The sequence below is a fragment of the Legionella steelei genome (assembly GCF_001468005.1).
In the GTDB taxonomy this organism is placed as follows: Bacteria; Pseudomonadota; Gammaproteobacteria; order Legionellales; family Legionellaceae; genus Legionella; species Legionella steelei.
The window spans coordinates 283,003-305,088 of the sequence record NZ_LNYY01000021.1 but is presented as its reverse complement, the minus strand read 5'-3'; the positions used below and the strand labels follow the sequence as shown (position 1 = coordinate 305,088).

Below are 22,086 nucleotides of genomic sequence, written 5' to 3'. Positions count from 1 at the left end.
TTGTGCAATTATATCGGTATTTGTACACATTGAGAAGATGTGATTACCAACAAAGTGTGTGACTTACTCTAGTATGGTTACATTGACATCTATTTTTTAGAAATCTTCATTGATTGTATACCATTCAGCTCATCCTCAGAAAAATGTTCATATAATTTGGAATGAGAAACAGATCCAAACCCTCGGCCTCGATGCTCGTCCATGATTTTAAGAAAGGTTTTGTACTCTTCTCCGGTATAGCTCTCCTTTTCCTCTTCTTGCTTTTTACCCTCCAGGGCAACATTGCAGTCTAACTGTTCCTTAATTCGGCCAATGATGGTTGACCATGTTCTCGTATTTCCATATTGGTTAAAACGCCACTGCGCTTGTTCCTCTCTAAGGTATGCGTAGTCCTTGTGTTTACCCTCAATAAGCGCAACCAGTTTTAATAAAGATTTATTCGAACTGATCTTGGGTAAAATCAAATTGATACACTGTTTCGCTTCCGCCTTTTGTTGCGCTCTATTTAAATCCGTTGCCTGGCCAATAGCTTTTAACTGGCTTAATATGATATCTGCACCATACTTATCCCAATCAATTACTGTACTCTCAGAAAGTACAGCACGCCCCCAGTGGACATAATCGAGTATGGCTCCCTTGAGATTTGCGCCACGCAAATCTGCGCCCGAAAAATTGGCAAAAGAAAAGTCAGAGCCGTGTAAATCAGCATTAGTTAAAATGGCTTTCTCAAAACTTGCATTGAAAAAGCGGCCATTGGATAAGGTTGAATTTGCAAGATTAGTCTTTTCAAACGTGCTCTCGCTCATATGAAATTTATCTAAAAACAGATAGGACAGGTTATACTCTTTGAAATTTTGTTTGTGAGAATAGTTGTCAATATATTCATGAACATATAAATCCATCAATTTGGGATTGTTGACCAAAGAATCATTATTAATTAATGCAAGCACGTGTTCAAAATCAGGCTGTTTTAAAGGTTTAGTTAGGTCCATTCTAGGTTCGGCTGGGAATAATAGCTTTATAATTTTTTGCCTCATGCCTGCATGTTTTAAAAACTGCTCTGGGATATCAATCCTGGTAGCTTCCTTGTATTGTTCCGGGAACTGTTTAATGTATAAGCCCAACACACTTCGAGCATACGTTTGCAAACGCGTATCAGTTGCTAAGATTTCTTTTTGCCTGGCGTGATTAAATTGCTCCTCGAGTTCTTTTTGCTTTTGAGCATGCTTTTCTTGAGCGCTTCTCGAGTAGCTATCCCAAGCTGCAGCGGCGACTGCGAATTTTGGTAATTCACCAGCCAAAAAAACAAGCATAGGTACATTTTGGGGGGCAGCAAGGAAAGCGGCCATTTCTCCTTGTTTACGAGCGACGCTCGCTTCAGACTTGCGAACAATATCTTTTCTTTGTTCTTCATCGATTAGAGTTGAAGCAAGGTCTTTTTCTCGAGAAACGAATTCTCCATAAAGACCTCCTAATGCTGTTTGAAATTCCTTTGTGCTCAGTTGAGAGAATCCGGGTAAAAACGCTTCAAAGACGCTTTGATATTCTTTATTGTTATGAATAAATTGATGTAGTGCCGATGCCTCAAAAGGGTAATACATAAAAAGCTCTCGGTACTTAACGAGTTGCTCAGCCACCCGTCCGGGCTGTCTTTTAATTTCGTCATTGAGTTGTGTTAGTGAGTTCGTTAAGGCAGCTAGAATTGTATTTTTTTGCGCAACAATTGCCGTTGGATTGTCTATGTGAGTGTTTTTAAAATGTTCTGTAAGAGGTAGTTCGTCAAGTGCAACAGATGAACCAGATACATCGATGAGTGCAGAGGCTATATGGTTATCACGCTCATCAAAAACCTCAATCGTAAATTCTTTACCTTCGCTTTTTAATGCGCGCAAAATGACATCCTGTAGTACATCAAAGCTAAGTGTCGTAGCCACACCTGCAATTTTGAATATCATAGGATTTGTCCCCTATAAAAGGATGCTTTTTGTTTAATTATAGTAAAAAATGATTAAATAACTATTACGTGTCATTCAATCCAATAAGCAAAGCTGGTTTCGATGTATCAATCAGGGGTATGAGAAAAAAGAATAGTGGCAGGGTTTCGCGTCACTCGAGATAACACCGGTTATGTTTTTGATGTTTGTATATAGAAAAGTTTAAAGTAGCGATAGTGTATGATTTATAACCTAGGAGATGATATCGCTACAACTTAATAATAACATTTTAATATTAATTTATTATTAATAGGGAAATGCAAGAAACACAACCCTCTACCGAAAAAAGCAGTGACAATCTATTATGAGTTCACCAACTCTTTTCAGGATTGTGTGGCATATTTAATCGTTCTGTCACTTTAGCACTGTCAAAGAAAAAAACACAAATCCCATCAATATCAGCACACTGATGATCCTCTTGAACGATATGTTTCATATAAAAGCTAACACGAATTCTATATTCACTTTTAGAGCTTATATAACTTAAATTAGGAATCTCATTATCGGCACTAACCGTAAGAGTCATTTTTTTATGCAAAATATTATCTAATACGGACACATAACCTAAAGCATTTAAAAAACAGCCAACAACTATATTTCCCGACTCCAATAGAGCAGACTCTTCAAGGCTTCCTAATTGAATAGTTGACCCAAGGTTTCTATGCAAAAGCACATCACAGATTTTTAAAGCAGAAGTTCTTGGTAAAATATATGAACCAAAACCCTCTAAAGTACCAAGCAATGGGGTAGTCATAATGACAGCACCTCCCAAGTTGGGATTAATCTGGGCAACTTCTTCTTTGATGCTCTCTTTAATGCTACTTTGGACCTCACATACTTGCACACTGACGTCAGTGCCTGCCAGCGTCATCTGCTGGTTTAATAATTTTGAAAATGCAAAGGTTGCTTCTGATGCCGCAAAGCTCATTAACTCATTGAATCGTTTCTCTATCTTCATAATGACTCATCCTGCATGTTTTGATTTTAAACATAGAAAAAGTTCATCGATATCTACAATTAAAATCGTCTCTCCTGATCCTAATAATGCCGTGCCAGAGAATAATTTACTACCGCGAAGGCTTGGATTGATAGGTTGGGTAATAATTTCTTCAGTGGTAAGCAACGTATCTACAATTAAACCTAATAGTTCTTCTTCTTTTCTTAAGACAACAATGGATTGCCGTTCTTCTATCACTACTTTTTCTCTAAAGAGAACGGATAAACGCAACAGAGGAACGTTTATTTGCTCATATACAAAAGCTTCTTGATGCAAGAGGCTTGCTGTTTCCTGACGCGATATATTGATTAAACGTTCGATACTGTTTAAGGGAAGTGCGTAAATCTGCTTGCCTTGACGCACTAATAAAACAAGAATAACAGTTAAGGTTAGTGGGATTTTTATCGTAAATTGAGTTCCTTTTCCCTTTTCAGTGGCGACAGCAATCGTTCCATTAATGGATTCAATTGTCTGTTTGACTATAGACAAGCCTAGCCCTCTTCCTGAAATATCCGTCACTTTTTCAGTAGTAGAAATCCCAGAAAAGATAGCATTTGTAACTTCTGGTTTTGCTGCGCTTGTTGGTAATAAATTACGGCGTATTGCAATATTTTTGATGGACTCAAGATCAAGTCCAGCACCATCATCATTCACTTCAATAACTACAAACTCTTTTTGATGTTTTGCACTTAATGTAATACTTCCCTCTGCAGCTTTCTTTTTCGCCTTTCTCATATCAGAGGATTCTAAGCCATGATCAATCGCATTTTTGATTAAGTGCGCAAGAGACTCACTTATCGCGTCGATTAGTGAGCGATCAACCTCGATATCTCTACCTTCTGTATGCAATGTCACTTGTTTTTTTTGCTGTTTCGCAAGATCTCTGACCATGCGTGAAAAACGATCGAAAACAAATCCTACAGGCACGAGTCGAATTTGCATGACATGATACTGTAACTCGTTGAGAGTTTGATTCAGAATACCCACAGTTGCAGTTAATTCTGAGGATTGAATCGTTTCGCTTAAACTTTCTAACCTCATTTTGTTAATGAGTAATTCTTTCGTCAGATTGAGTAACTTATCGAGACGGTCAACTTTTACTTCGATGCTTGTCACTGCCTCCAGAGTACCCAACGAGTTGAGCGTTGAGAGATCAGCCATTTGTTTCTCATCATGCGATAATACCAATTTAATTTGTTGAATCAGTGTCTCTGTAGCAGGCTCAGGCTTTCCTTCTGAGATTTCTTTTAAGCTTTCTTTTAAAAAATCAAAGCAATTAAATAAAAGATTAATACACTTATTGAGTGGAATTTTTTGAGTGCGAATCGCATCTAATAAATCTTCAATAGCATGATTTAAATTGGCTATTTTTTGAAACCCCATTGTTGCAGAAATACTTTTGAACGTATGAGCAAAACGAAAAATATCTTGGAGGTTTTTCTTATTGTCTGGAGCTTTTTCCCAATCAATAAGTGTCAAATTCATATTTTTGATATGATTATTTGCCTCACTAAGAAAATCCTCTATGTATTTGTTCATATCATCATTCATGAACGCCACCTATGGTGAGTTATAAATATTTTTTTAGTTCACTTGTAATTTCTTCATCCTCAAATGGTTTTTGGATGTATCCTTTCGCACCAAGGGATTTACATTGCTCCTTAATCGATGCATGACCAACAGAGGTAATCATTAATACGTTGATGAGTGGATATTGATCATGAATCTGCTCTAAAAGTTTTACTCCTTCTATTTCACTTGCATTCATGATCACATCTAACAGCACGAGATGGGGTGACTTAGTTTTAAGCTGAAGTAAAGCAGCTGTTTCACCATCAGCTTCTATGATATCAAGCTCTGCGAAATGTCTATTTAAAATATCTTTTAAAATTGTCCGCATGAAACTGGAATCATCTACAATCATCACGGTCTTACCCATCATACTCTCCTCAGCTGGGATCTGCTGCACCCACTCTCTTAATTCTTTCGAAATTTCTGGAGCGATCTCACCATCTCGGCATCCCAAGGAGTGCTTTCTTAATTTGAGCACCATTTGGGATGACATATTGTCGTGAACGCTTACAACCATACTTTTAAGTACGTTCTACAGCTGATAACTTTATCAGTTCCTCTTGGGCTAAGATGCTCGCTAAATCTAGTAAAATGATTAAGCGATTTTCATCAATAACTACCCCATTCACATATTTTTCATGAATATTTATAAGGCTCGAAGGATTTTGATTAATATCCGCACCGCTTACGCGTAACACTTCTACGACCTCATCAACCATTAACCCAAAAATTCCACTTTTTTGTTTGGTGATGATAATGTGCTTTGGATTATCATTATCGGCCGCAGGAAGAAAAAAAAGAGTCTTGATATCAATAATAGCAACAACATCACCACGCACGTTGATCAATCCGCGCATAAAATAAGGCGAGTCAGGGATAGGTGTAATAGGGACTACCTTGATAATTTCTTGAGCGTCATGGATGGGGATACAAAATTCCTCATTGCCCGTTCGAAATACAATAAGTTGTACCAATTGTTGTTCTTTTATTTTAAGAGATAATGAGGATCTATTCGGCATTATTCACTCCTGAGCACATGTGTTTCAGAAGCCATATAGACCACTTTAAATCGCTTCAATGCGGTTCTTAACTCATCAGACAGAACTGATAAATTCGAAGCAGACACCGTCATTTGTTGCATACTGGCCGTTTGTTGCTGAATTGATGAGGACATTTGTTCAGCACCAACTGCTGCTTGCTCTGATGTTGCCGAGATTTCTTCTGTTGTTTTTGCAACGGCTAAGGCAGCCTTCGCTTGCTCTGATGTTGCAGTAGAAATTTCTTGTGCCTTGATGGTAATTTCCTGGGTTCCAGAACTAATTTGTCCAAGAACACTGAGCGCTTCATTGACAATATCGATTGATTCAGTGACTTTCTGTGTACCTGTGGTCATACCTTCAACCACCTGAGTAGTCGACTCCAAAATGGTATTAACCATGCCCTCAATTTGCACCGCTGCTTTTTTGGTACCTTCAGCAAGCTTGCGAATTTCGTCAGCCACTACAGCAAACCCACGCCCTGCCTCACCAGCTCGTGCCGCTTCAATCGCCGCATTTAAAGCCAGAAGGTTGGTTTGGTCGGCGATGTCTTTAGTCGTGCCAACGATTACCCCAATTTCTTTAGCTCGTTTATCCAGATCTTTTACAGTGTCAGTATTCGACTTCACAATATCATCAATAGATTTGAGCCTTGTTGCCGCTTGTTTTCCTGCATCAGTACCCCTGCTTGCCAATTTTGCTGCCTCTTGAGTTACTTCCGCTGCTGTACGTGAATTTGTGGCCCCTTGTTGAATCGATTTAGAGAGTTCCGTAACGATTCGTGTACTTGACTCCAATTTTTTCGCCTGTTCTTTCGCACCAACAGCGATTTGTTGCGTCGTGCTTGCAGCTTGCTGCAACGTATTGCTCACTTGCTTGGAAATATCTGCGAGCTGTACTGATGCTCCAGAAACTTTGGTCGAACTATCCATCGCAAAACGAATTAACGCGCCTAAATCATCAAAAGACTTATTCAATGCATCAGATAACGTTCTAATATCACCCTGAGTTTCAATACTGACGCGTTGCGACACATCCCCCATAGAAAGCGCAACTGCCAAACGAATGACCTCTTGTACTGGTGTAGCAATTGAATTAAGGAGATTATTTAATTTATCAACAATATCTTTCCAACTACCACCAACCCCCTCAACATTAGCACGCTCATTTAATCTACCTTCTTTACCCGCTACTTGCGCCACACGCGATACCTCACTGGCTAAGCGATTGAGGTCATCAACCATTTTATTGATGGTTTCTTTTAGAAGTGATACTTCGCCTTTGGCTTCAACGGTAATTTTTTGCGTCAAATCCCCTGCGCTAATTGCGACCGCAACTTTTGAAATATTACGCACTTGATCAGTAAGGTTAGACGCCATCGCATTCACGTTTGCGGTTAATTCTTTCCAAGTGCCGCCTACTCCTGGCACTGAGGCCTGGCCACCTAATTTTCCTTCAGTACCTACTTCTTTCGCAACTCGCGTTACCTCAGCGGCAAAAAGGTTTAAGTTATCAACCATCTTGTTCAGTGTTTCTTTAAGCTGCAGAATTTCTCCACTGACTTCAACCGTAATTTTCTGATTCAGATCACCATCAGCCACCGCAGTTGCAACCTGTGCAATATTACGCACCTGACTGGTTAAATTTGCTGCCATCGCATTCACATTATCGGTTAATTCTTTCCATGTACCGGTCACACCAGGCACTTGCGCCTGGCCACCTAGTTTTCCTTCAGTACCAACTTCTTTTGCTACCCGCGTTACCTCACCTGAAAATGATCTTAAATTATCCACCATATCATTAATGGTGTTCTTTAATTCCAATACTTCGCCTTTTACTTCAACAGTAATTTTTTGATTTAGATTACCGCTCGCTACAGCTGTTGTGACTTGCGCGATATTGCGCACCTGGTTGGTTAAATTTGCTGCCATCGCATTCACGTTGTCGGTTAATTCTTTCCACGTACCGGTCACACCGGGTACTTGTGCTTGCCCACCAAGCTTTCCTTCCGTACCCACTTCCTTGGCCACCCGCGTTACTTCTGAAGCAAAAATCGTTAAGCTATCGACCATCTTGTTGATTGTTTCTTTCAGTTGCAACACTTCCCCTAATACTTCTACAGTAATCTTTTGATTCAAATCCCCTTTTGCAACCGCGGTCGCAACTTGAGCAATATTACGTACTTGGCTGGTTAAATTTGCCGCCATCGCATTCACGTTGTCGGTTAATTCTTTCCACGTACCAGTCACACCAGGCACTTGTGCTTGCCCACCAAGTTTTCCTTCCGTACCCACTTCCTTGGCAACCCGTGTTACTTCTGAAGCAAAGATGGTCAAACTATCCACCATCTTATTCAGGGTTTCTTTCAGTTGCAGCATTTCACCTTGGACTTCAACCGTTATCTTTTGATTCAGATCACCTTTAGCAACTGCAGTCGCAACCTGTGCAATATTACGCACTTGGTTGGTTAAATTTGCCGCCATAGCATTCACATTATCCGTTAACTCTTTCCATGTGCCGGTGACGCCAGGAACCTGCGCCTGCCCACCTAATTTCCCTTCGGTACCTACTTCTTTTGCAACCCGTGTTACCTCACCAGAAAACGATCTTAAATTATCAACCATCTTGTTAATGGTATTTTTCAACTCCAGCACTTCGCCTTTTACTTCAACAGTAATTTTTTGATTGAGATCACCACTGGCAACAGCAGTGGTGACTTGTGCAATATTGCGCACCTGGCTGGTTAAATTTGCCGCCATCGCATTCACATTGTCGGTTAATTCTTTCCATGTCCCTGTAACACCGGGAACTTGTGCTTGACCGCCCAATTTACCTTCGGTACCTACCTCACGAGCGACACGAGTAACTTCTGAAGTAAAGCTACTTAATCCTTCCATCATGCTATTATAGGAATCCGCTATTTCTCCAAAAATATCATAGTGATCTTTTTTTAAGCGCTTGGATAAGTCACCTCGCCGTACCGACTCAATCGCTTCGAGAATATCGCGCAATCTATCTTCCATTGAGGCATGATTTTTGGGGAGATCAAACGATCCGCCATTGTTCCCAACATCCTTTTTTTCTTTTTGTCGAGGCATTCTTAAATTCCATTTGCGAGGCAATATAATAACTATAATAGTAAAGGGTTGATATTTTTACAAAAACATACTGCTCATTTTATGAGCATCCATTTGTGCCTAGAAATAGCACTGTAGTGGTTTGAGGAGTGACTTTGATTTTGTCGGATCAAGCCCGACCTACGATTGTTACGTAGGCTTAAATACCATCCAACCTGTCTCATAACGCCAATAGACAGCAGGAATTACAGGATTATTTTTTAATTGTTTGGCAATATAATGCAATTTAATTTGCACGCTCTCCCGTTCGTTCGAGGCAAATGAACGAGCGAAATCTCATTTATGGACGAGCATCGTGATCGAATATTATTGCCGGTAGAAATCGCGATATCCAAAATTAACGTAGGTGGATTACTCGCGTTCACAGCCATCATCAGAGATATAGAGGATCGCATGCGTCTGATGAATCCTCTTAAAAAAGAGGCAATAACAGACCAATTGGCCCAATCGTAGAGAATTTCTTAGCATAATCGAGAATACGCTGCAAACAGAAAAGCTCCCTTAATTGATGTCACAAGAGTTTTTCTAACCGCTTAAATTGTTCTAGTGCTTCTTCAAGAGTTAAATCTTGGCCCCTCAAAACATCCTCTGCTTTGAATATACACACATTGCTTGGAATCGAAAATTGAGAAGAAAAATACATCTGATCAAGAAATACTCCAAAAACACACTGTTCATAGCCTAAAACACGAAAATAATTAATGGGCTGATGGTTTTCATTACGTATCACATAATTTTTAAATTCGGGGTTATAACACCCATAAGTCATATAGTAATGTATACCTTGCCTTTCAAGATCTTGAAGAATTTGCACTAAATTGTGGTGCATTTTTTCAGGCGCATAAAGTTCCAAATACATCCCTATTTTTTCGGAAATAGAACGCTCGTTCTCAGGATAAGGTGGATTCATTCCCACAAAATCGCCGGGTTTTGCATCAGCAATTGTCGCTATAAAATCACCGGTTTTGAATGTAACCCGATTGGTATTAAGTAACTTAGAGGCCCTGTCAACTTCACTGATAAACTGCGCTAAAGATAAGTTCGCTTTCTCCAAAAAGCGGTCGGCTTTTTTTCCCTCAAATAGTTCACCTTCACGATAGATAAGATTAAGGTCCTGATCATAAAAAAGGATTCCACCCCATGAATGATTAATGATGAAGGGCAGTAGCAATGCTTTTTCTTCGTCAACAGTTAGCTGATTGTAATGCGCCAATACCCCAAGGAAAAACGCTTTCTTTGATGGCGCGGCATCAAAGTCATTTATCAATTTGGTATAGGATTCCTTGATAATCCCTGGCTTATTTTTAATGCGTTGCAGTGTCTGCATTAGCACTTTATTACTGTCATTGATGATGTACTCTTCAGCAAAGCCAATCTCCATTGCCGCCATACTCCAAGAAGCAGAGCCTGCGAAGGGTTCAATTGCTTTCTTGTATTTTTGACCCTGATTATTTGCTAATAATACTGAGAAGTGCTCATTCAACCAGCTATTATCTGGACGCATATGTCCTGTCAGATCTGGGAGAGTGAGGTATCTATTTCCGAGGTAGTGGAGTACTCCCCCATGATTTTGAGCGAGATGAATAGTGTATGGATGCATAATAACCTCAACGTAGGTCGAGCTTTGGCTCGACATTCCAAAGCTAGTTGAATTGCCTTGAAGCCCGAGCTAAATCATCAGGAAGCTCATACTGTACAGGCTCTGATTTTACAAACTTATTATGGAGAAAACTTAAATTTGTCCTTACAAATTCATAAGCATTAGATGCCGCGCTTTTTATGCTATTCTCAATACCAGAGCGTCTTGTTAATTGTTTAGGAATATCAACAAGTATTGTATTGAAAGCCGAGATAACATCGAACTGCTTATTTTGTCTCAATATATGCACAAGAGTATCTTGAACGCGATCAAGAAGCAAAATGCTCAAAGCTCCGGAAAACATCGATGATGAAAAACCATTGTTAACGAAATCTAAAATTATTGACATGGTATTAGTTAACACAAAAAATCCTGCTACATATCGTGTTACCTGAGCATATACTGCATTATTCAATGCAATTTTATAACGGCCATCATCAAGCTCAGATATGAGCTTATGAGCACGCATAAGAAATATTAAGTCATGCTCTTCTAATTGAGCATCATTCATTAATTCATTAACTATTCTACGATATCTTCTAAAATCATTGCCACTGAGGTCATTAAAAATGTCCCAAACGGATCGCAATGGCAAAGGATGCCTAAAAAAACCCGCTTTATAATCACTGATAAACTGATGATTGGGTGGCAAAATCCTAGTTGCAGGTATTTGGATATTAGTAAAAGCCAATGGAGCCCGCTGACTTGTTGCAGCACGGTTGTTTGTTTTATTTTTGAAATTCTTTAATTGCCAATTAAATTTATTTGCTTTATCAATTGCAGCAAGAGCAGCATTATCTTCAATCAGTGTATTTGCATCATCGTCTTTGAGCAGTTTGCTCGCGACATCTTGAGAATCGGCGGTTTTATGATTGCCTAAGAGTTCTGATAAGGGGAGCACATAATAATCAGCTTGTCGTCTTGTAAATGGACACGCCGTGAGCTTCTCTAAAGTTTCTTTATCGCTGATATAGTAATACTTATTGTTATCCTTTGATTGCGGAACCTTGACTAAAAAAGCATTTTCTTTAGTAAGCAGTTCAAGTGTTACTGGGCATTTATTTGTATAGGCCATAGGTTTATTTCTTTTTTATTTACAATGAATAACTTGCTATGAATTATACGAACTCCATTAAAATGATCAATATAGGAAATATCGGTGTATTCACAGCTTAAACTTACTTCAAAGCGATATAACTCATAATTATCGCCACTGACTCATCAATTAAATTCTTTGATGTATCAATCACAATTTGCTTACTTTCCCAAGGCTCATAGTCTCGCTCTAAAACAGCTTGCCATGTAGGCAACTTATGAGCTTCTATATCGGCAATGCGCCCTTCTACCCGACGTCGATGTTCTTTTTCATCGGAACAAATAAGCTCAACCTCAATTAGATCTGATTCAGTTTGTTTTGCTACCTGTTGCCAATCTTGACGTGTAATAGCAATCGGATTAACCGAGTCAGCCACTACATGTAAACCCAAAGCCAAATTCTCGCGAGCAAGCGCATAACTGATTAAGTACCCCTCAGAACCAACGATTAATGAACCAGGATAACTATCTAAGTTGACTAAAGCCTGCTCAATGGTATCCACTCGCAGATAAACCGCCTTCAAACGCGTGGCTATAATTTTAGAAATCGTCGTTTTTCCTGTTCCAGGTAACCCACCAAAAACAATCAACATCGCCAGTTTGCCTTTTATAATGAAGAATAAAATGAAAAGAAATTATAACTAATGATTGAACTAGTTTGGAGTAACATTGATTTTGTCGGGCCAAGGCCCGACCTACGCATTAAAGTGTGCAGATTATAGGAGTCTTTATCTGCCTATGAGGATAAAAATTGCAGCGACCAAAGCAACTACTGCAGTGATGGTACTGGGAATAGCAATTCCAGGAGCCAAGACAGTAAGAGCTATTATAATCAGGTACACAGCAAGCAGAATAAAACCTATATTTTTAGTGAATCGCATCGTTTAATCCCTTATTAATTAGGTCCTGAAATAAACATTTAGAATGAGTTTCTGATTACTCAGTATTAACTCTAGGTTTAATATACAATAGCATCAATGGAAAAACCATTTTAGTTAGCAGAGCAAACAGGCTACACGTCAATATAAAGAGTTGAGTAAGCATGGATGAAATGAAACATCGATTTTCGGTGCTGAAGCCCAGCTCTCCCTATTAGAATCAAACCATACGCTGCCTTCTCCGCTCGCCCTCTCTGTTTGTAACTCTCGTTTTGTTAATAATACCGTAATAAATTATTAGTATAATAAATGCACCAAGTGCTCTTTTTTTTTTGGGTGTTTTTTTATGCCTGGTAATTATGGCTTAGCCGAAATTGATACATTTGCTGACGCTACGGCGGCATGGCAATCTTTTTTTGGCCGTTTTTTCTCATCAGAAATTCCCACCGGTGTTGACGTAACTTTTAATCCGGATTTGCGTCAATTTAATCCTAGAAAAAATAAAAATGCTAAATACAAACATCCTGGATTCAGAGACAACGAGACCGCTCAACTCCCTGTAGATGAGGAAAGAACGCTACATTCTGATGATTTTGATGACTTTTTAAATGGTAATACAATTACTATTCCTGAGCATATCACTCTTACGGCAGAAGGCTTAGAGCACGTTGCGCAAGCAATTCAACGTGGCGATTTCGAGGATGAATCTTTAAAAAAAGAGGAGCATACTTTTTACGCGTTGTGGCTCTTTAAACAAAACAGAATTACACGCCAACAAATGACCACGATACTCGCTAGAGATCAAATTCCAAAAGAATATCCTCTGGAAAAAACGTTTCGAATTCTAGATGAAGATGGGCACTTTACCCAAGAAGCCCGTGAATTATGGCTTCCAGCTGTTGTGAGAGGTACATATGGGGAGCAATTTAATAAGGAGCATCTATTTCGATTATACTTACTTATTGCAACTGCCCCCGAATCAGAGCAGGTTTTCTTTATTTCAAAAAGTAATCCCAAAATTATTTCCTCACCAGATGCCCCTTCTAAGACACCCCAATTAGGAGATTCTCTGCGGAGAAATAGGTCTTGGCATAGAGCAACATATAATGGAGAAGAGTATGATCTTCACCTACCTTTCGGCGTTATTGAAGCGCTGCAAATTGCACGATATGGAGTCAATGGAGCAGCTGCTAATCGAGCAAAAATAGGAAAGGTAGAAATTGATGCAGTCAAAGAGGGGGTTGAATCTTACTATAGACCGACTGCAATTAGTATGCGTGGTAGTGGCGTTGAAACAACTACAAAAAACATCCATGGTTATGCTGATACGCCGATGCCTGTAGTAACAGAACATGATGTGTACCATGCAAAAGTACATAATACGATTATGCCCGAATTTAATATGATGTTGAATCATATGAATGAGGTTATTTTTAAACATACGAAACAAAAATGGTCAAAAACTATGTGGGAATTAGTAGACCGTGAGTTTCTTAGTTTTACATACCGTAAAATAGATTTGAACGAGAAAAATGGAGCCAAACTGTTCCAAGAAATGCTTCATCGTAAGGATAGAGATCAAGCGAATTTATTTAGGAACAACGAGCCCCCGCAGTTAAGCGATGATGGATTTGCCATAGTTTGGAATATGGTGAATCACAGTGATGTTTGGAAAAAACTTTATAAAATTGATATTAAGCGTTTGGACTATCCATATGACATTCTAATTAAACAAATGGCGGCTTTTAAAAAAGCACTTGAGAGTATTTATAAGGGCGAAAAAGCAGCCAGTCATCATAAACACACCGAAATACTTACACTTAAGTATCGTTTTTTTGGTATAACCTCTAGTACTGAGTTTAAAAAAATTTGCAAACTACTTGATACACTTGGAGATAAGTTAATCCCCGCGAAAGATCAAAAAATCACTGACCAAGATCAAAAATTGGTATTTGGAAAATATAAAAAAGGTGAGGATAAAAATTTAACCACTCTTAAATTCAAAAATTTTGGAAAAGAAGTATTAATTGATGAAAGTTCTGTCAAAAAATTAATTCCTATGTTAGTTAACATGCAACTTAGTTCTATGTTTGGTGAAAGGAATACTGAAACGGTACAGGCCGCATTGAAAAAAGTTTCCAATGAATTCAAAAGCACTTATGAGAATAGTGCGTTCTCAAAAACTGCACTGGAGGCATCTATGAGTAATTTCTCCTCAATGACTGAAAAGCTCGATTTTCTTGAGGCATGTTATGAAGAAATAATTCACTCCAAAGGATATACCCGACGACACTCCTCTGCAGATAATAAATTTGCTTTCTTTAAAAACCCATTAACCACATCTCAACGAGAACATATCATTTTATTAAAAGAGAAACTTAATGAGTTAGTTACTGAATACCAAACAACAAATCGTTTAAGTAAGGAAGAAAAACAAGAACTGCAATGGTATATGGAAAATCGTGGTTCCAATCTGGCTCTTTGTAATACCGATCGATTTTATTTACATTATGATTCTACGGTTCCCTCTGCCAATATGATGTGAAGATCTAAGTCCTTATGTTTATAAAGAAGAGAATAACATGGATTTTGTTGTGCCAAGGCCCAACCTACCTCTCATTAGTATTAATTACTTAGATGTCCAAGAGTATCAAACAGTTTGTCGTTAATCCTTCAAAGTATCAGGTGACATAAGCATTTTATATATTTCACCAACGTGCATTTCTTCCTCTTGAATCATTTTTCTGGCGAACTCTTCTACTAACACCGACTTCTGTGCTGAATGGTGTAATAGTTGATGATACAAAACCAAACCTTGTTTTTCGTGTTCAAGAGACTCTTCCAAAATAGTTCTAATATTATGCTCATGGGTCTCTAATAATTTGCCAATTTTAAGTGTCGGATGATAAGAAAAATGGGTAATAAGCTCCCCTATTAAATGAGCATGGTTTATGCTCTCTTGGGCCTGATCACGCATCCATTTACAGATAGGAATGCGATTAAAACCAAAGATCATAAAGGAATAGTGGGTATAGCGTACAACACCTGCCATCTCAAGTTCTAATAATTTATTCAGAGTTTTTATAATCACATCATCAATTGCTTCAGACTCAGGTCTTGTGTATGTCATAGTTCGTCCCTTCTAGCTTGTCTATGTAGAGTATAGAATAATTCAAAGGAAAGTCTCAAAGTCGACTAGCAGTGTGCCCTACAAATGATTACACGTGTAGGTCGGGCCCTGAGGGATCGACCTACGCCTCCTCATTACTGCTGAAGGTTCCTTGAAAAGGCATATTACGGCACCTATAATGTAAATAAATTAATCAAAAGAACCAAATATGGTCGAAAAATCAGCAGAAAGCTTACTCAATCAAAGAGCTGAAATCTATAACTCAATTTTGGCAATAAAAGCCCTCCCCGGTTGGACAGCAGCACCTATTAAATTTGAAAAACGTTCTGAAAATGATGTATCTGAGCTGGTAACCTCAGCAAAAGCTGATGCTATGTTAAAGATATTAAAGCCTTATTTAGGTGATGCGATTTTCAAAGTACCAGGAATTCAGGAATATCACGTGGTGATTGCCCACAAACACCTTACTGAAGAGAATGTTGCTGCAATGATTTTGAAAAGAGCATTGATATGCGCCACATTTAGTCCACTTATTGATATAGATAAAGAGATACAATGTTTAGATCAGATTAAATCATTACTCACGCTACTTCCTAATTATGTCGAGAATCTTGAAGATATTGAGAGTCTTGAGGATATTTCTGATTTCAATCGTAAAAATTTTTAGCGTAAGTCGGCCTTGGCCCGACAACCTCTTGCTTAAATAAAAAAAGCTCCATCAGAACAAACTGATAGAGCTTTTTTAAAAGTTACTAATTTAATTACGCAGTAGCTGCGGCTTTCTTCTCTTTTTCTTTGGCAATTACTGCTTCAGCTACGTTGTTTGGACAAGGAGCGTAGTGAGAGAATTCCATTGAGAATTGACCACGACCAGAAGTAAGGGTACGTAAAGTACTGATGTAACCAAACATCTCTGAAAGAGGAACATCGGCTTTAATACGAACGCCAGCAGCACTTGGCTCCTGACCTGAAATCATACCACGACGACGGTTCAAGTCACCAATCACATTACCTACATCTTCTTCAGTACTGTACACGTCAACTTTCATGATTGGCTCAAGCAATTGCGGCGCAGCTTTTGGAATCGATTGACGGAATGCACTTTTTGCTGCAATTTCAAACGCTATTGCTGAAGAGTCAACGGCATGGTAAGCACCGTCAGTAAGGTTAACAACAACATCCAATACAGGGAAACCTGCCAACGTACCGGTATCCATCATTGAACGGAACCCTTTCTCAATTGCTGGGAAGAATTCTTTAGGAACATTTCCGCCCACAACAGAAGTGATGAACGTGAATCCAGTGTTTGGCTCTCCTGGAGAAATCGTGTAATCAATCTTACCGTATTGACCTGCACCACCTGATTGTTTCTTGTGTGTATAGCTGTCTTGAATCGATTTAGTGATGGTTTCACGATAAGCAACCTGTGGCTGACCTACGATTAACTCAACATCGTATGTACGCTTCAGAATATCCACTTTAATATCAAGATGTAATTCACCCATACCACGCAGAATGGTTTCACCTGAATCTTGATCCGTTTCAACTCTAAACGTTGGATCTTCTGCAACCATCTTACCTATAGCAATACTCATTTTTTCGGTAGCGCCTTTATCTTTTGGCGTAACCGCAATAGAGATAACTGGCTCAGGGAAGACCATCGCTTCAAGTGTACATTCGTGATTTGGATCGCAAAGAGTATGACCGGTGCGAACGTTTTTCATACCTACAATCGCAATAATGTCGCCTGCTTCAGCACTTTGCAACTCATTACGCTCATTCGCCTGCATCTCAACCATACGGCCGACACGCTCTGTTTTACCAGTAAAGGAGTTAAGAATAGTATCGCCTTTATTTAGTCTTCCTGAATAGACACGTACGAACGTAAGCGCACCGAAACGGTCATCCATAATTTTGAATGCCAAGGCACGGAATGGTTCGTCAGGAGAAACGATAGCGAATTGGCCATTTGGCTCACCTTCAGCATTAGTCAAAGGTTGTGGGTTCACTTCATGAGGAGCTGGTAAATAGTCAACAACCGCATCAAGTAACAGCTGCATCCCTTTGTTCTTAAATGCCGAACCACAATAAGTTGGGAAGAAGGCTAATTCAAGCGTACCTTTACGGATACAACGCTTAATTTCTTCAATTGAAGGCTCTTCACCTTCTAGATAAGCCATCAACAACTCATCATCCATTTCAAGCGCCGTTTCAATTAATTGCGCGCGATACATTTCAACATCGTCATGCATATCCGCTGGAACATCAGTAACTTTGTAATTTTCTGGCTGGCCAGATTCATCCCAAACATACGCTTGACGGGTTAATACATCGACAACACCTACGAAGGTGTCTTCAAAACCAATTGGCAAAGTCATAATTAAAGGATTAGCACCCAATACCTTTTTAATTTGCTCGGTCACTTTCAAGAAGTTCGCGCCAATACGATCTAGTTTGTTTACGAAAATCAAACGAGATACTTTTGAATTGTTCGCATAGCGCCAGTTAGTTTCTGACTGAGGCTCAACACCGCCAGAACCACAGAATACCCCGATACCGCCATCGAGTACTTTCAGTGAACGATATACTTCAACAGTGAAGTCCACGTGTCCTGGGGTATCGATAACGTTGAAACGAGTACCTTTCCAAGAGCAACTTACTGCTGCGGACTGAATAGTAATACCACGCTCCGCTTCCTGCTCCATGAAATCGGTTGTTGATTCACCATCGTGAACCTCACCTATTTTGTGAATTCTACCAGTAAGCTTAAGAATACGCTCGGTAGTGGTGGTTTTTCCTGCATCTACGTGGGCGAAGATACCAATGTTTCTGTAAAGGTTTAAATCAGTCATAGCACTCTTAGATAAAATTAAATTGGATAAAATTTTGTCACATATTGTACACTATTTTATCCAGATTTGCAGCATAATTTTGTTATATTAATTTTTTTTTTTGATTATTTTGCTTTTAATTCAAGACAATGACCACACATTTTTATTACATAATCCACATTACCAGAGCCATTCCCATCATCATTAAGTTCTCCATGAGTGAAATAAATCCCAATGGGACATTACTGTCACCCCCAACACAAGCACATTTTAATTCTCGCTTATCAATATAAACTGCTTTAAATACAGAAATGGCACCTATTGTACCTATAAACAACGCAAGCGGAATTGAAATCCAACTCAAGGCTCCTGCAATCATTAAGATCCCAGCTAATGCTTCTGCAAAAGGATAAATATAGCTGTAGGGAACCCAGCGTTGGGCCAGGAGGTCATAATTTAAAAACATAGTTGAAAATTTTTCGACATCCAGTAGCTTCAACAGTGCAAGCACAACCATACTAAAGGAAATAAACCAACTTAAAGTCCGTGTTGTAAACGCCGTATGAGTGAATGCGTAGCTTGTGGCACCTGCCATAAGTGCGGTTATTGCAAATAGAGCGATTACTGGGCGATAACTTTTGCCCTTACAATCACGAATTTTTTTTCCAAAATAGTGACGTAAATCATCATAACCACCGACTCGCTTTGCGTTGATAAAAGTTTGTGGGGTTGTTTTCACCTGATGTTCTGCTTTAAAAGCATCCACTTGCTCACGGGTAACGAGCCACTTATCTTCAACAATATAGCCTTGACGTTGCAAAAAACTTTTTGCTTTGAGACCGTATGGACACACATGTTTTGACATGACCATGCGATAAAGGGTTGCTTTTTTAACTGTTGAACTGCTCATTTGAATACTCCATTGCTCTATAGTCTATAAATACTATAAGGTATGTACTATAGTACGGAGTCAAATCATGAATCATAAAACAATTAGTGAATTTGCTAAATCATGCGGGGTTGGTGTAGAAACGATTCGCTTTTATCAACGCCAAGGGATTCTTAATATCCCCCCTCTTGGCAAAGAATTCAGCTCAGTAAAAATTAGACGTTATGGGGAGCATGATATCCGTCGTTTACGCTTTATTCTTGCAGCAAAAAAAGCAGGCTTCACGCTTAAGGAAATAAAAGAACTATTAGATTTTGATGCCAAAAATGATCGCGAGCATGTAAGAGACATCGCGCAAAAACGTATTAGCAAACTAGATCGACAAATTGAGGAACTCATAGAGGCACGAAAGTCACTCCATCGCTTGGTAAAAGAATGCAATAAAGCAGATTCGCAACCCTGCCCTATCCTTATTGCCTTTGACAATGAATAGCGCCATCGTTAGCTTGCTGATAAATTTTATGGTAAACCTACATTATTATCCACTTTGCTTTCATCAATTATCTTTTTGAGAATGGCTTTTTTATCTGACCATTTCTGAATTAATGATTTATTCAGCTGCGAACAATTTTCAGCAACCCAAGGTCCAAATTGGAGCAAGATAAAAGGAACTCTCTGTTTCATGCAGGCTTCGAATTCCTTCCGTGCTTCCTTTTTACATAGGTTATTATTTTTGAGGCAGTTGTTTATCATATCATCGGTTAGTTGCTGCCAATTTTGGGGCGGGGCTACTCCAAGAAATGATGTAGTCATAATTTTTTGCAGAACATTTTGACTGATAGGAGCAAGTTTTTTGGGGTCAATGGTTGTTTCACAAAACTCGCGTTGTAAGAATTCTTTTATTTGTTTCCCTACACGCTCTATCTCATTCATGCTACCACAAGAGATTACGTTATTAGCACCAGATTGCACCCCCGGTTGAGCAATAAGTAAATTACTGCTTAAAACCAGGCCTAAGTACATGAGTATCTTTACCATTCTTATTCTCAACAGTTCATATTAATAGTTAACATAGTAAAGCATGATATTTTTTGCGTGAGAAGCCTGTAGAAAGTCAGTAAAATTTGCTTGAGCGCTAGAGTGTTCGATAGGGGCACTTTTCTCGCGCCCGCAGATACTTGTTTGCAAATAAATTATTAGCTCCAGAAATCCTGTTTACACGCAAACAGGCTACTCATGCTAATGTGGTGCTTTTTGGTCAGCTTTATCTTGCTGCTTGTTTATATTTGAGTGAAGGGTGTCAACTGCACTTAGCGTTAATCTAATAGTATAAGTGTCCTTCTCTTTATTTATAGTTCTCAGACACTTGGAAACATCTACCCCTTTCCTTTCAATGTAATATTTGAATAGCTCTTTCAAACTTGATGTCTCGTCCGAGATTAACTCAAGAGAATAATTTGAACCTTTTTTATATAGATGCACACTTAATGGTATTATTTTTTGATGTTGGTCATCAATCATTGCCGTTTCAAACCATTTAGCAATGCTTTTTAATTCATCTTCGGAATAGCTAACCGCAGCACTGGCTGCAAAAACAGTCAAACCTCTTGGCATTTTATATTTCCCATAATGAGTAAGGCGCCATCATAGCACAATATATGACCTCTCAAGCCTTTTATTGATCAAAACAAACTGAACAAGGTAGCCCTTGGCTTGCAAATGGCTGCGTCTGCTAGTAAAAACCCCACACTAAATTTTCTAAATCTTGCAAGTTTCTAACTTTATCCTGCCAATTTGCAATTCTTACCTGAATGTTCAAATTGCTATATTGATGGAGCAGCATTAACGCCATCAATTGATAACTCAAGCTATTTGTCAACTCATATGGCAAATAACCATAAGCCTCTAAAAATGTGCGCAGTAATTGCTTGTCACCTTGTATCAGAAAAGCACCTGGGCCAAGCAAATCATACTGTGGCAAACCAAGCATTGCATCGCCAAAATCAATCAAACCACTGATATGCCAAACGCCATCTGCTTGCTTCACTAAAAAGTTCATCGGCGTATATTCTCCAGTTAAAATCACTGGTTTTTTTATCTTCGGTAATACTTCTTTGAGTGACTCAAGGTAAATAGGCAATTCTTGCAACAAAGTCGTTGGCAGTCCTTTCTTTTGATGGTGCGCTACGCAACGCGCTATTTGTTTCTCAAGAAATTGCGGCCAATAACAATCAATAGCCTCAAGCCCCTCAGTCGGCAAAGCATGCACTTCACGAATAAGTGTCCCTAATTCACGAAGAATGACCATTTTATTACTGTGGGCCATGTTTTCCCAAAGGGTCTCTAGCAGTGTTCCATCAAGTTTGCTGATGATAAGATAAGGCCAACCAAATAGTTCTCCCTCATACTCAAGTACAGGCGTTTTTATCGAAAGCTTTCCATCCACATGCTTTAATACTAAGCGCTCACTTTCAAATTGGCTTTGATGAAATGGCGGAAAAATTTTAATGACCTTTCTCTCTCCATATGCAAAGACGATATTGGTCCCTTCAGAGAAAAGTACTAATGATTCTTCGGGTAATTGGTGCTTATGAATAATCGCTCTCACCAAATCATTTTCAATTTGCTGTTTAAGTTGTTCATAGTCTTCGAAAGTATGAATCGTCGGGAGGATTTGCTTTAAAGCCGTGTTATTCATCAATTTAATTCTGATCTCTTTAATGTGACCTTATTTTACTATTTTTTGTGCAATCGTAAAACTTTATTAACAAAATCTAATTGATTCATCGTCATGATTGAGATAGCCCGTGTGCATGCAAACGAGATTACGTAGGTCGGGTCTTGTTCTTAATCAAATATAAAAATTACCTGCAAGACAAATGTAGCG

The 22,086-nt window shown here is 38.9% G+C and carries 20 protein-coding genes; 4 read left to right on the top strand and 16 right to left on the bottom strand.

Annotated elements, in window-relative coordinates; genetic code table 11:
* Nucleotides 1–89: 89 nt before the first annotated feature.
* From Lste_RS16030 to Lste_RS16005, 6 genes are all read right to left on the bottom strand, one after another.
* Nucleotides 90–1,955 (bottom strand): pentapeptide repeat-containing protein, encoded by a 1,866-nt coding sequence (locus tag Lste_RS16030; RefSeq protein ID WP_058511996.1) that lies wholly within the window; start codon nucleotides 1,953–1,955, stop codon nucleotides 90–92.
* Between the two features lie 349 nt (nucleotides 1,956–2,304).
* Entirely contained in the window at nucleotides 2,305–2,952 is a 648-nt protein-coding gene (locus tag Lste_RS16025; protein WP_058511995.1) for a hypothetical protein, read from the bottom strand.
* A gap of 6 nt (nucleotides 2,953–2,958) precedes the next feature.
* A complete protein-coding gene (locus tag Lste_RS16020; RefSeq protein WP_058511994.1) occupies nucleotides 2,959–4,542 on the bottom strand; it encodes a chemotaxis protein CheA in 1,584 nt (527 codons plus the stop codon).
* Between the two features lie 19 nt (nucleotides 4,543–4,561).
* Nucleotides 4,562–5,044: a response regulator gene (locus Lste_RS16015; RefSeq protein WP_162264158.1), complete on the bottom strand. Its 483-nt coding sequence runs from the start codon at nucleotides 5,042–5,044 to the stop codon at nucleotides 4,562–4,564.
* A 40-nt stretch (nucleotides 5,045–5,084) separates the two neighbouring features.
* Nucleotides 5,085–5,582, bottom strand: a complete 498-nt coding sequence (locus Lste_RS16010; RefSeq protein ID WP_058511992.1) for a chemotaxis protein CheW — start codon at nucleotides 5,580–5,582, stop codon at nucleotides 5,085–5,087.
* A complete protein-coding gene (locus Lste_RS16005) occupies nucleotides 5,582–8,698 on the bottom strand; it encodes a HAMP domain-containing protein (protein ID WP_058511991.1) in 3,117 nt (1,038 codons plus the stop codon). The genes Lste_RS16010 and Lste_RS16005 overlap by 1 nt, the downstream gene beginning before the upstream one ends.
* Nucleotides 8,699–9,019: 321 nt before the next feature.
* Here Lste_RS16005 and Lste_RS18985 point away from each other — a divergent pair, with 321 nt between their 5' ends.
* Nucleotides 9,020–9,190 (top strand): hypothetical protein, encoded by a 171-nt coding sequence (locus Lste_RS18985; RefSeq protein WP_193393437.1) that lies wholly within the window; start codon nucleotides 9,020–9,022, stop codon nucleotides 9,188–9,190.
* A gap of 58 nt (nucleotides 9,191–9,248) precedes the next feature.
* On the opposite strand, the gene Lste_RS16000 is transcribed toward Lste_RS18985, so the two are convergent.
* From Lste_RS16000 to Lste_RS19430, 4 genes are all read right to left on the bottom strand, one after another.
* Entirely contained in the window at nucleotides 9,249–10,337 is a 1,089-nt protein-coding gene (locus tag Lste_RS16000; RefSeq protein WP_083503999.1) for a DNA adenine methylase, read from the bottom strand.
* Nucleotides 10,338–10,380: 43 nt separating this feature from the next.
* A complete protein-coding gene (locus tag Lste_RS15995; protein WP_058511990.1) occupies nucleotides 10,381–11,451 on the bottom strand; it encodes a hypothetical protein in 1,071 nt (356 codons plus the stop codon).
* A 103-nt stretch (nucleotides 11,452–11,554) separates the two neighbouring features.
* Nucleotides 11,555–12,064 carry a P-loop nucleotide/nucleoside kinase family protein gene (locus tag Lste_RS15990; RefSeq protein WP_058511989.1) on the bottom strand — a complete coding sequence of 170 codons (510 nt, stop codon included), beginning with the start codon at nucleotides 12,062–12,064 and terminating at the stop codon, nucleotides 11,555–11,557.
* Nucleotides 12,065–12,199: 135 nt separating this feature from the next.
* Nucleotides 12,200–12,352, bottom strand: coding sequence for a hypothetical protein (locus tag Lste_RS19430; protein WP_193393436.1), 153 nt, complete (start codon nucleotides 12,350–12,352; stop codon nucleotides 12,200–12,202).
* Nucleotides 12,353–12,695: 343 nt separating this feature from the next.
* On the opposite strand from Lste_RS19430, the gene Lste_RS15985 reads away from it, so the two are divergent.
* The gene (locus Lste_RS15985; protein ID WP_058511988.1) at nucleotides 12,696–14,894 is read left to right on the top strand and encodes a hypothetical protein; all 2,199 of its coding nucleotides are present in this window, start codon (nucleotides 12,696–12,698) and stop codon (nucleotides 14,892–14,894) included.
* A gap of 120 nt (nucleotides 14,895–15,014) precedes the next feature.
* Here Lste_RS15985 and Lste_RS15980 read toward each other — a convergent pair whose 3' ends face one another.
* The gene (locus Lste_RS15980; protein WP_058511987.1) at nucleotides 15,015–15,479 is read right to left on the bottom strand and encodes a ferritin-like domain-containing protein; all 465 of its coding nucleotides are present in this window, start codon (nucleotides 15,477–15,479) and stop codon (nucleotides 15,015–15,017) included.
* A gap of 208 nt (nucleotides 15,480–15,687) precedes the next feature.
* Between Lste_RS15980 and Lste_RS15975 the strand changes: the two genes are divergently transcribed.
* Nucleotides 15,688–16,146 (top strand): hypothetical protein, encoded by a 459-nt coding sequence (locus tag Lste_RS15975; protein ID WP_058511986.1) that lies wholly within the window; start codon nucleotides 15,688–15,690, stop codon nucleotides 16,144–16,146.
* 94 nt (nucleotides 16,147–16,240) lie between these two features.
* Here the strand turns inward: Lste_RS15975 and fusA are convergent, their stop codons facing one another.
* Together fusA and Lste_RS15965 are read right to left on the bottom strand one after the other, a co-directional pair.
* A complete protein-coding gene (fusA, locus tag Lste_RS15970; RefSeq protein WP_058511985.1) occupies nucleotides 16,241–18,331 on the bottom strand; it encodes an elongation factor G in 2,091 nt (696 codons plus the stop codon).
* A gap of 145 nt (nucleotides 18,332–18,476) precedes the next feature.
* The gene (locus Lste_RS15965) at nucleotides 18,477–19,220 is read right to left on the bottom strand and encodes a glutaredoxin family protein (protein WP_058511984.1); all 744 of its coding nucleotides are present in this window, start codon (nucleotides 19,218–19,220) and stop codon (nucleotides 18,477–18,479) included.
* Between the two features lie 67 nt (nucleotides 19,221–19,287).
* Here Lste_RS15965 and Lste_RS15960 point away from each other — a divergent pair, with 67 nt between their 5' ends.
* Nucleotides 19,288–19,692 carry a MerR family transcriptional regulator gene (locus Lste_RS15960; protein ID WP_058511983.1) on the top strand — a complete coding sequence of 135 codons (405 nt, stop codon included), beginning with the start codon at nucleotides 19,288–19,290 and terminating at the stop codon, nucleotides 19,690–19,692.
* Nucleotides 19,693–19,718: 26 nt separating this feature from the next.
* Here the strand turns inward: Lste_RS15960 and Lste_RS15955 are convergent, their stop codons facing one another.
* The 3 genes from Lste_RS15955 to Lste_RS15945 all read right to left on the bottom strand — a co-directional run bounded on the left by Lste_RS15955 (nucleotide 19,719) and on the right by Lste_RS15945 (nucleotide 21,897).
* Nucleotides 19,719–20,237: a hypothetical protein gene (locus tag Lste_RS15955; protein WP_058511982.1), complete on the bottom strand. Its 519-nt coding sequence runs from the start codon at nucleotides 20,235–20,237 to the stop codon at nucleotides 19,719–19,721.
* A gap of 201 nt (nucleotides 20,238–20,438) precedes the next feature.
* On the bottom strand, nucleotides 20,439–20,813 hold the full coding sequence (locus Lste_RS15950) for a hypothetical protein (protein ID WP_058511981.1): 375 nt from the start codon (nucleotides 20,811–20,813) through the stop codon (nucleotides 20,439–20,441).
* A gap of 118 nt (nucleotides 20,814–20,931) precedes the next feature.
* Entirely contained in the window at nucleotides 20,932–21,897 is a 966-nt protein-coding gene (locus tag Lste_RS15945) for a phosphotransferase family protein (RefSeq protein WP_058511980.1), read from the bottom strand.
* Between the last annotated feature and the right edge of the window lie 189 nt (nucleotides 21,898–22,086).

Excerpts from the sequence above, each read along its gene's own strand:
- Lste_RS16030 (WP_058511996.1), bottom strand. The coding sequence starts at position 1,955 with ATGATATTCAAAATTGCAGGTGTGGCTACGACACTTAGCTTTGATGTA.
- Lste_RS15980 (WP_058511987.1), bottom strand. The coding sequence starts at position 15,479 with ATGACATACACAAGACCTGAGTCTGAAGCAATTGATGATGTGATTATA.
- Lste_RS16020 (WP_058511994.1), bottom strand. The coding sequence starts at position 4,542 with ATGAATGATGATATGAACAAATACATAGAGGATTTTCTTAGTGAGGCA.
- Lste_RS15995 (WP_058511990.1), bottom strand. The coding sequence starts at position 11,451 with ATGGCCTATACAAATAAATGCCCAGTAACACTTGAACTGCTTACTAAA.
- Lste_RS15955 (WP_058511982.1), bottom strand. The coding sequence starts at position 20,237 with ATGGTAAAGATACTCATGTACTTAGGCCTGGTTTTAAGCAGTAATTTA.
- Lste_RS18985 (WP_193393437.1), top strand. The coding sequence starts at position 9,020 with ATGGACGAGCATCGTGATCGAATATTATTGCCGGTAGAAATCGCGATA.
- Lste_RS15945 (WP_058511980.1), bottom strand. The coding sequence starts at position 21,897 with ATGAATAACACGGCTTTAAAGCAAATCCTCCCGACGATTCATACTTTC.
- Lste_RS16005 (WP_058511991.1), bottom strand. The coding sequence starts at position 8,698 with ATGCCTCGACAAAAAGAAAAAAAGGATGTTGGGAACAATGGCGGATCG.
- Lste_RS15990 (WP_058511989.1), bottom strand. The coding sequence starts at position 12,064 with ATGTTGATTGTTTTTGGTGGGTTACCTGGAACAGGAAAAACGACGATT.
- Lste_RS16015 (WP_162264158.1), bottom strand. The coding sequence starts at position 5,044 with ATGGTGCTCAAATTAAGAAAGCACTCCTTGGGATGCCGAGATGGTGAG.
- fusA (WP_058511985.1), bottom strand. The coding sequence starts at position 18,331 with ATGACTGATTTAAACCTTTACAGAAACATTGGTATCTTCGCCCACGTA.
- Lste_RS19430 (WP_193393436.1), bottom strand. The coding sequence starts at position 12,352 with ATGCGATTCACTAAAAATATAGGTTTTATTCTGCTTGCTGTGTACCTG.
- Lste_RS16010 (WP_058511992.1), bottom strand. The coding sequence starts at position 5,582 with ATGCCGAATAGATCCTCATTATCTCTTAAAATAAAAGAACAACAATTG.
- Lste_RS15985 (WP_058511988.1), top strand. The coding sequence starts at position 12,696 with ATGCCTGGTAATTATGGCTTAGCCGAAATTGATACATTTGCTGACGCT.
- Lste_RS16000 (WP_083503999.1), bottom strand. The coding sequence starts at position 10,337 with ATGCATCCATACACTATTCATCTCGCTCAAAATCATGGGGGAGTACTC.
- Lste_RS15960 (WP_058511983.1), top strand. The coding sequence starts at position 19,288 with ATGAATCATAAAACAATTAGTGAATTTGCTAAATCATGCGGGGTTGGT.
- Lste_RS16025 (WP_058511995.1), bottom strand. The coding sequence starts at position 2,952 with ATGAAGATAGAGAAACGATTCAATGAGTTAATGAGCTTTGCGGCATCA.
- Lste_RS15965 (WP_058511984.1), bottom strand. The coding sequence starts at position 19,220 with ATGAGCAGTTCAACAGTTAAAAAAGCAACCCTTTATCGCATGGTCATG.
- Lste_RS15950 (WP_058511981.1), bottom strand. The coding sequence starts at position 20,813 with ATGCCAAGAGGTTTGACTGTTTTTGCAGCCAGTGCTGCGGTTAGCTAT.
- Lste_RS15975 (WP_058511986.1), top strand. The coding sequence starts at position 15,688 with ATGGTCGAAAAATCAGCAGAAAGCTTACTCAATCAAAGAGCTGAAATC.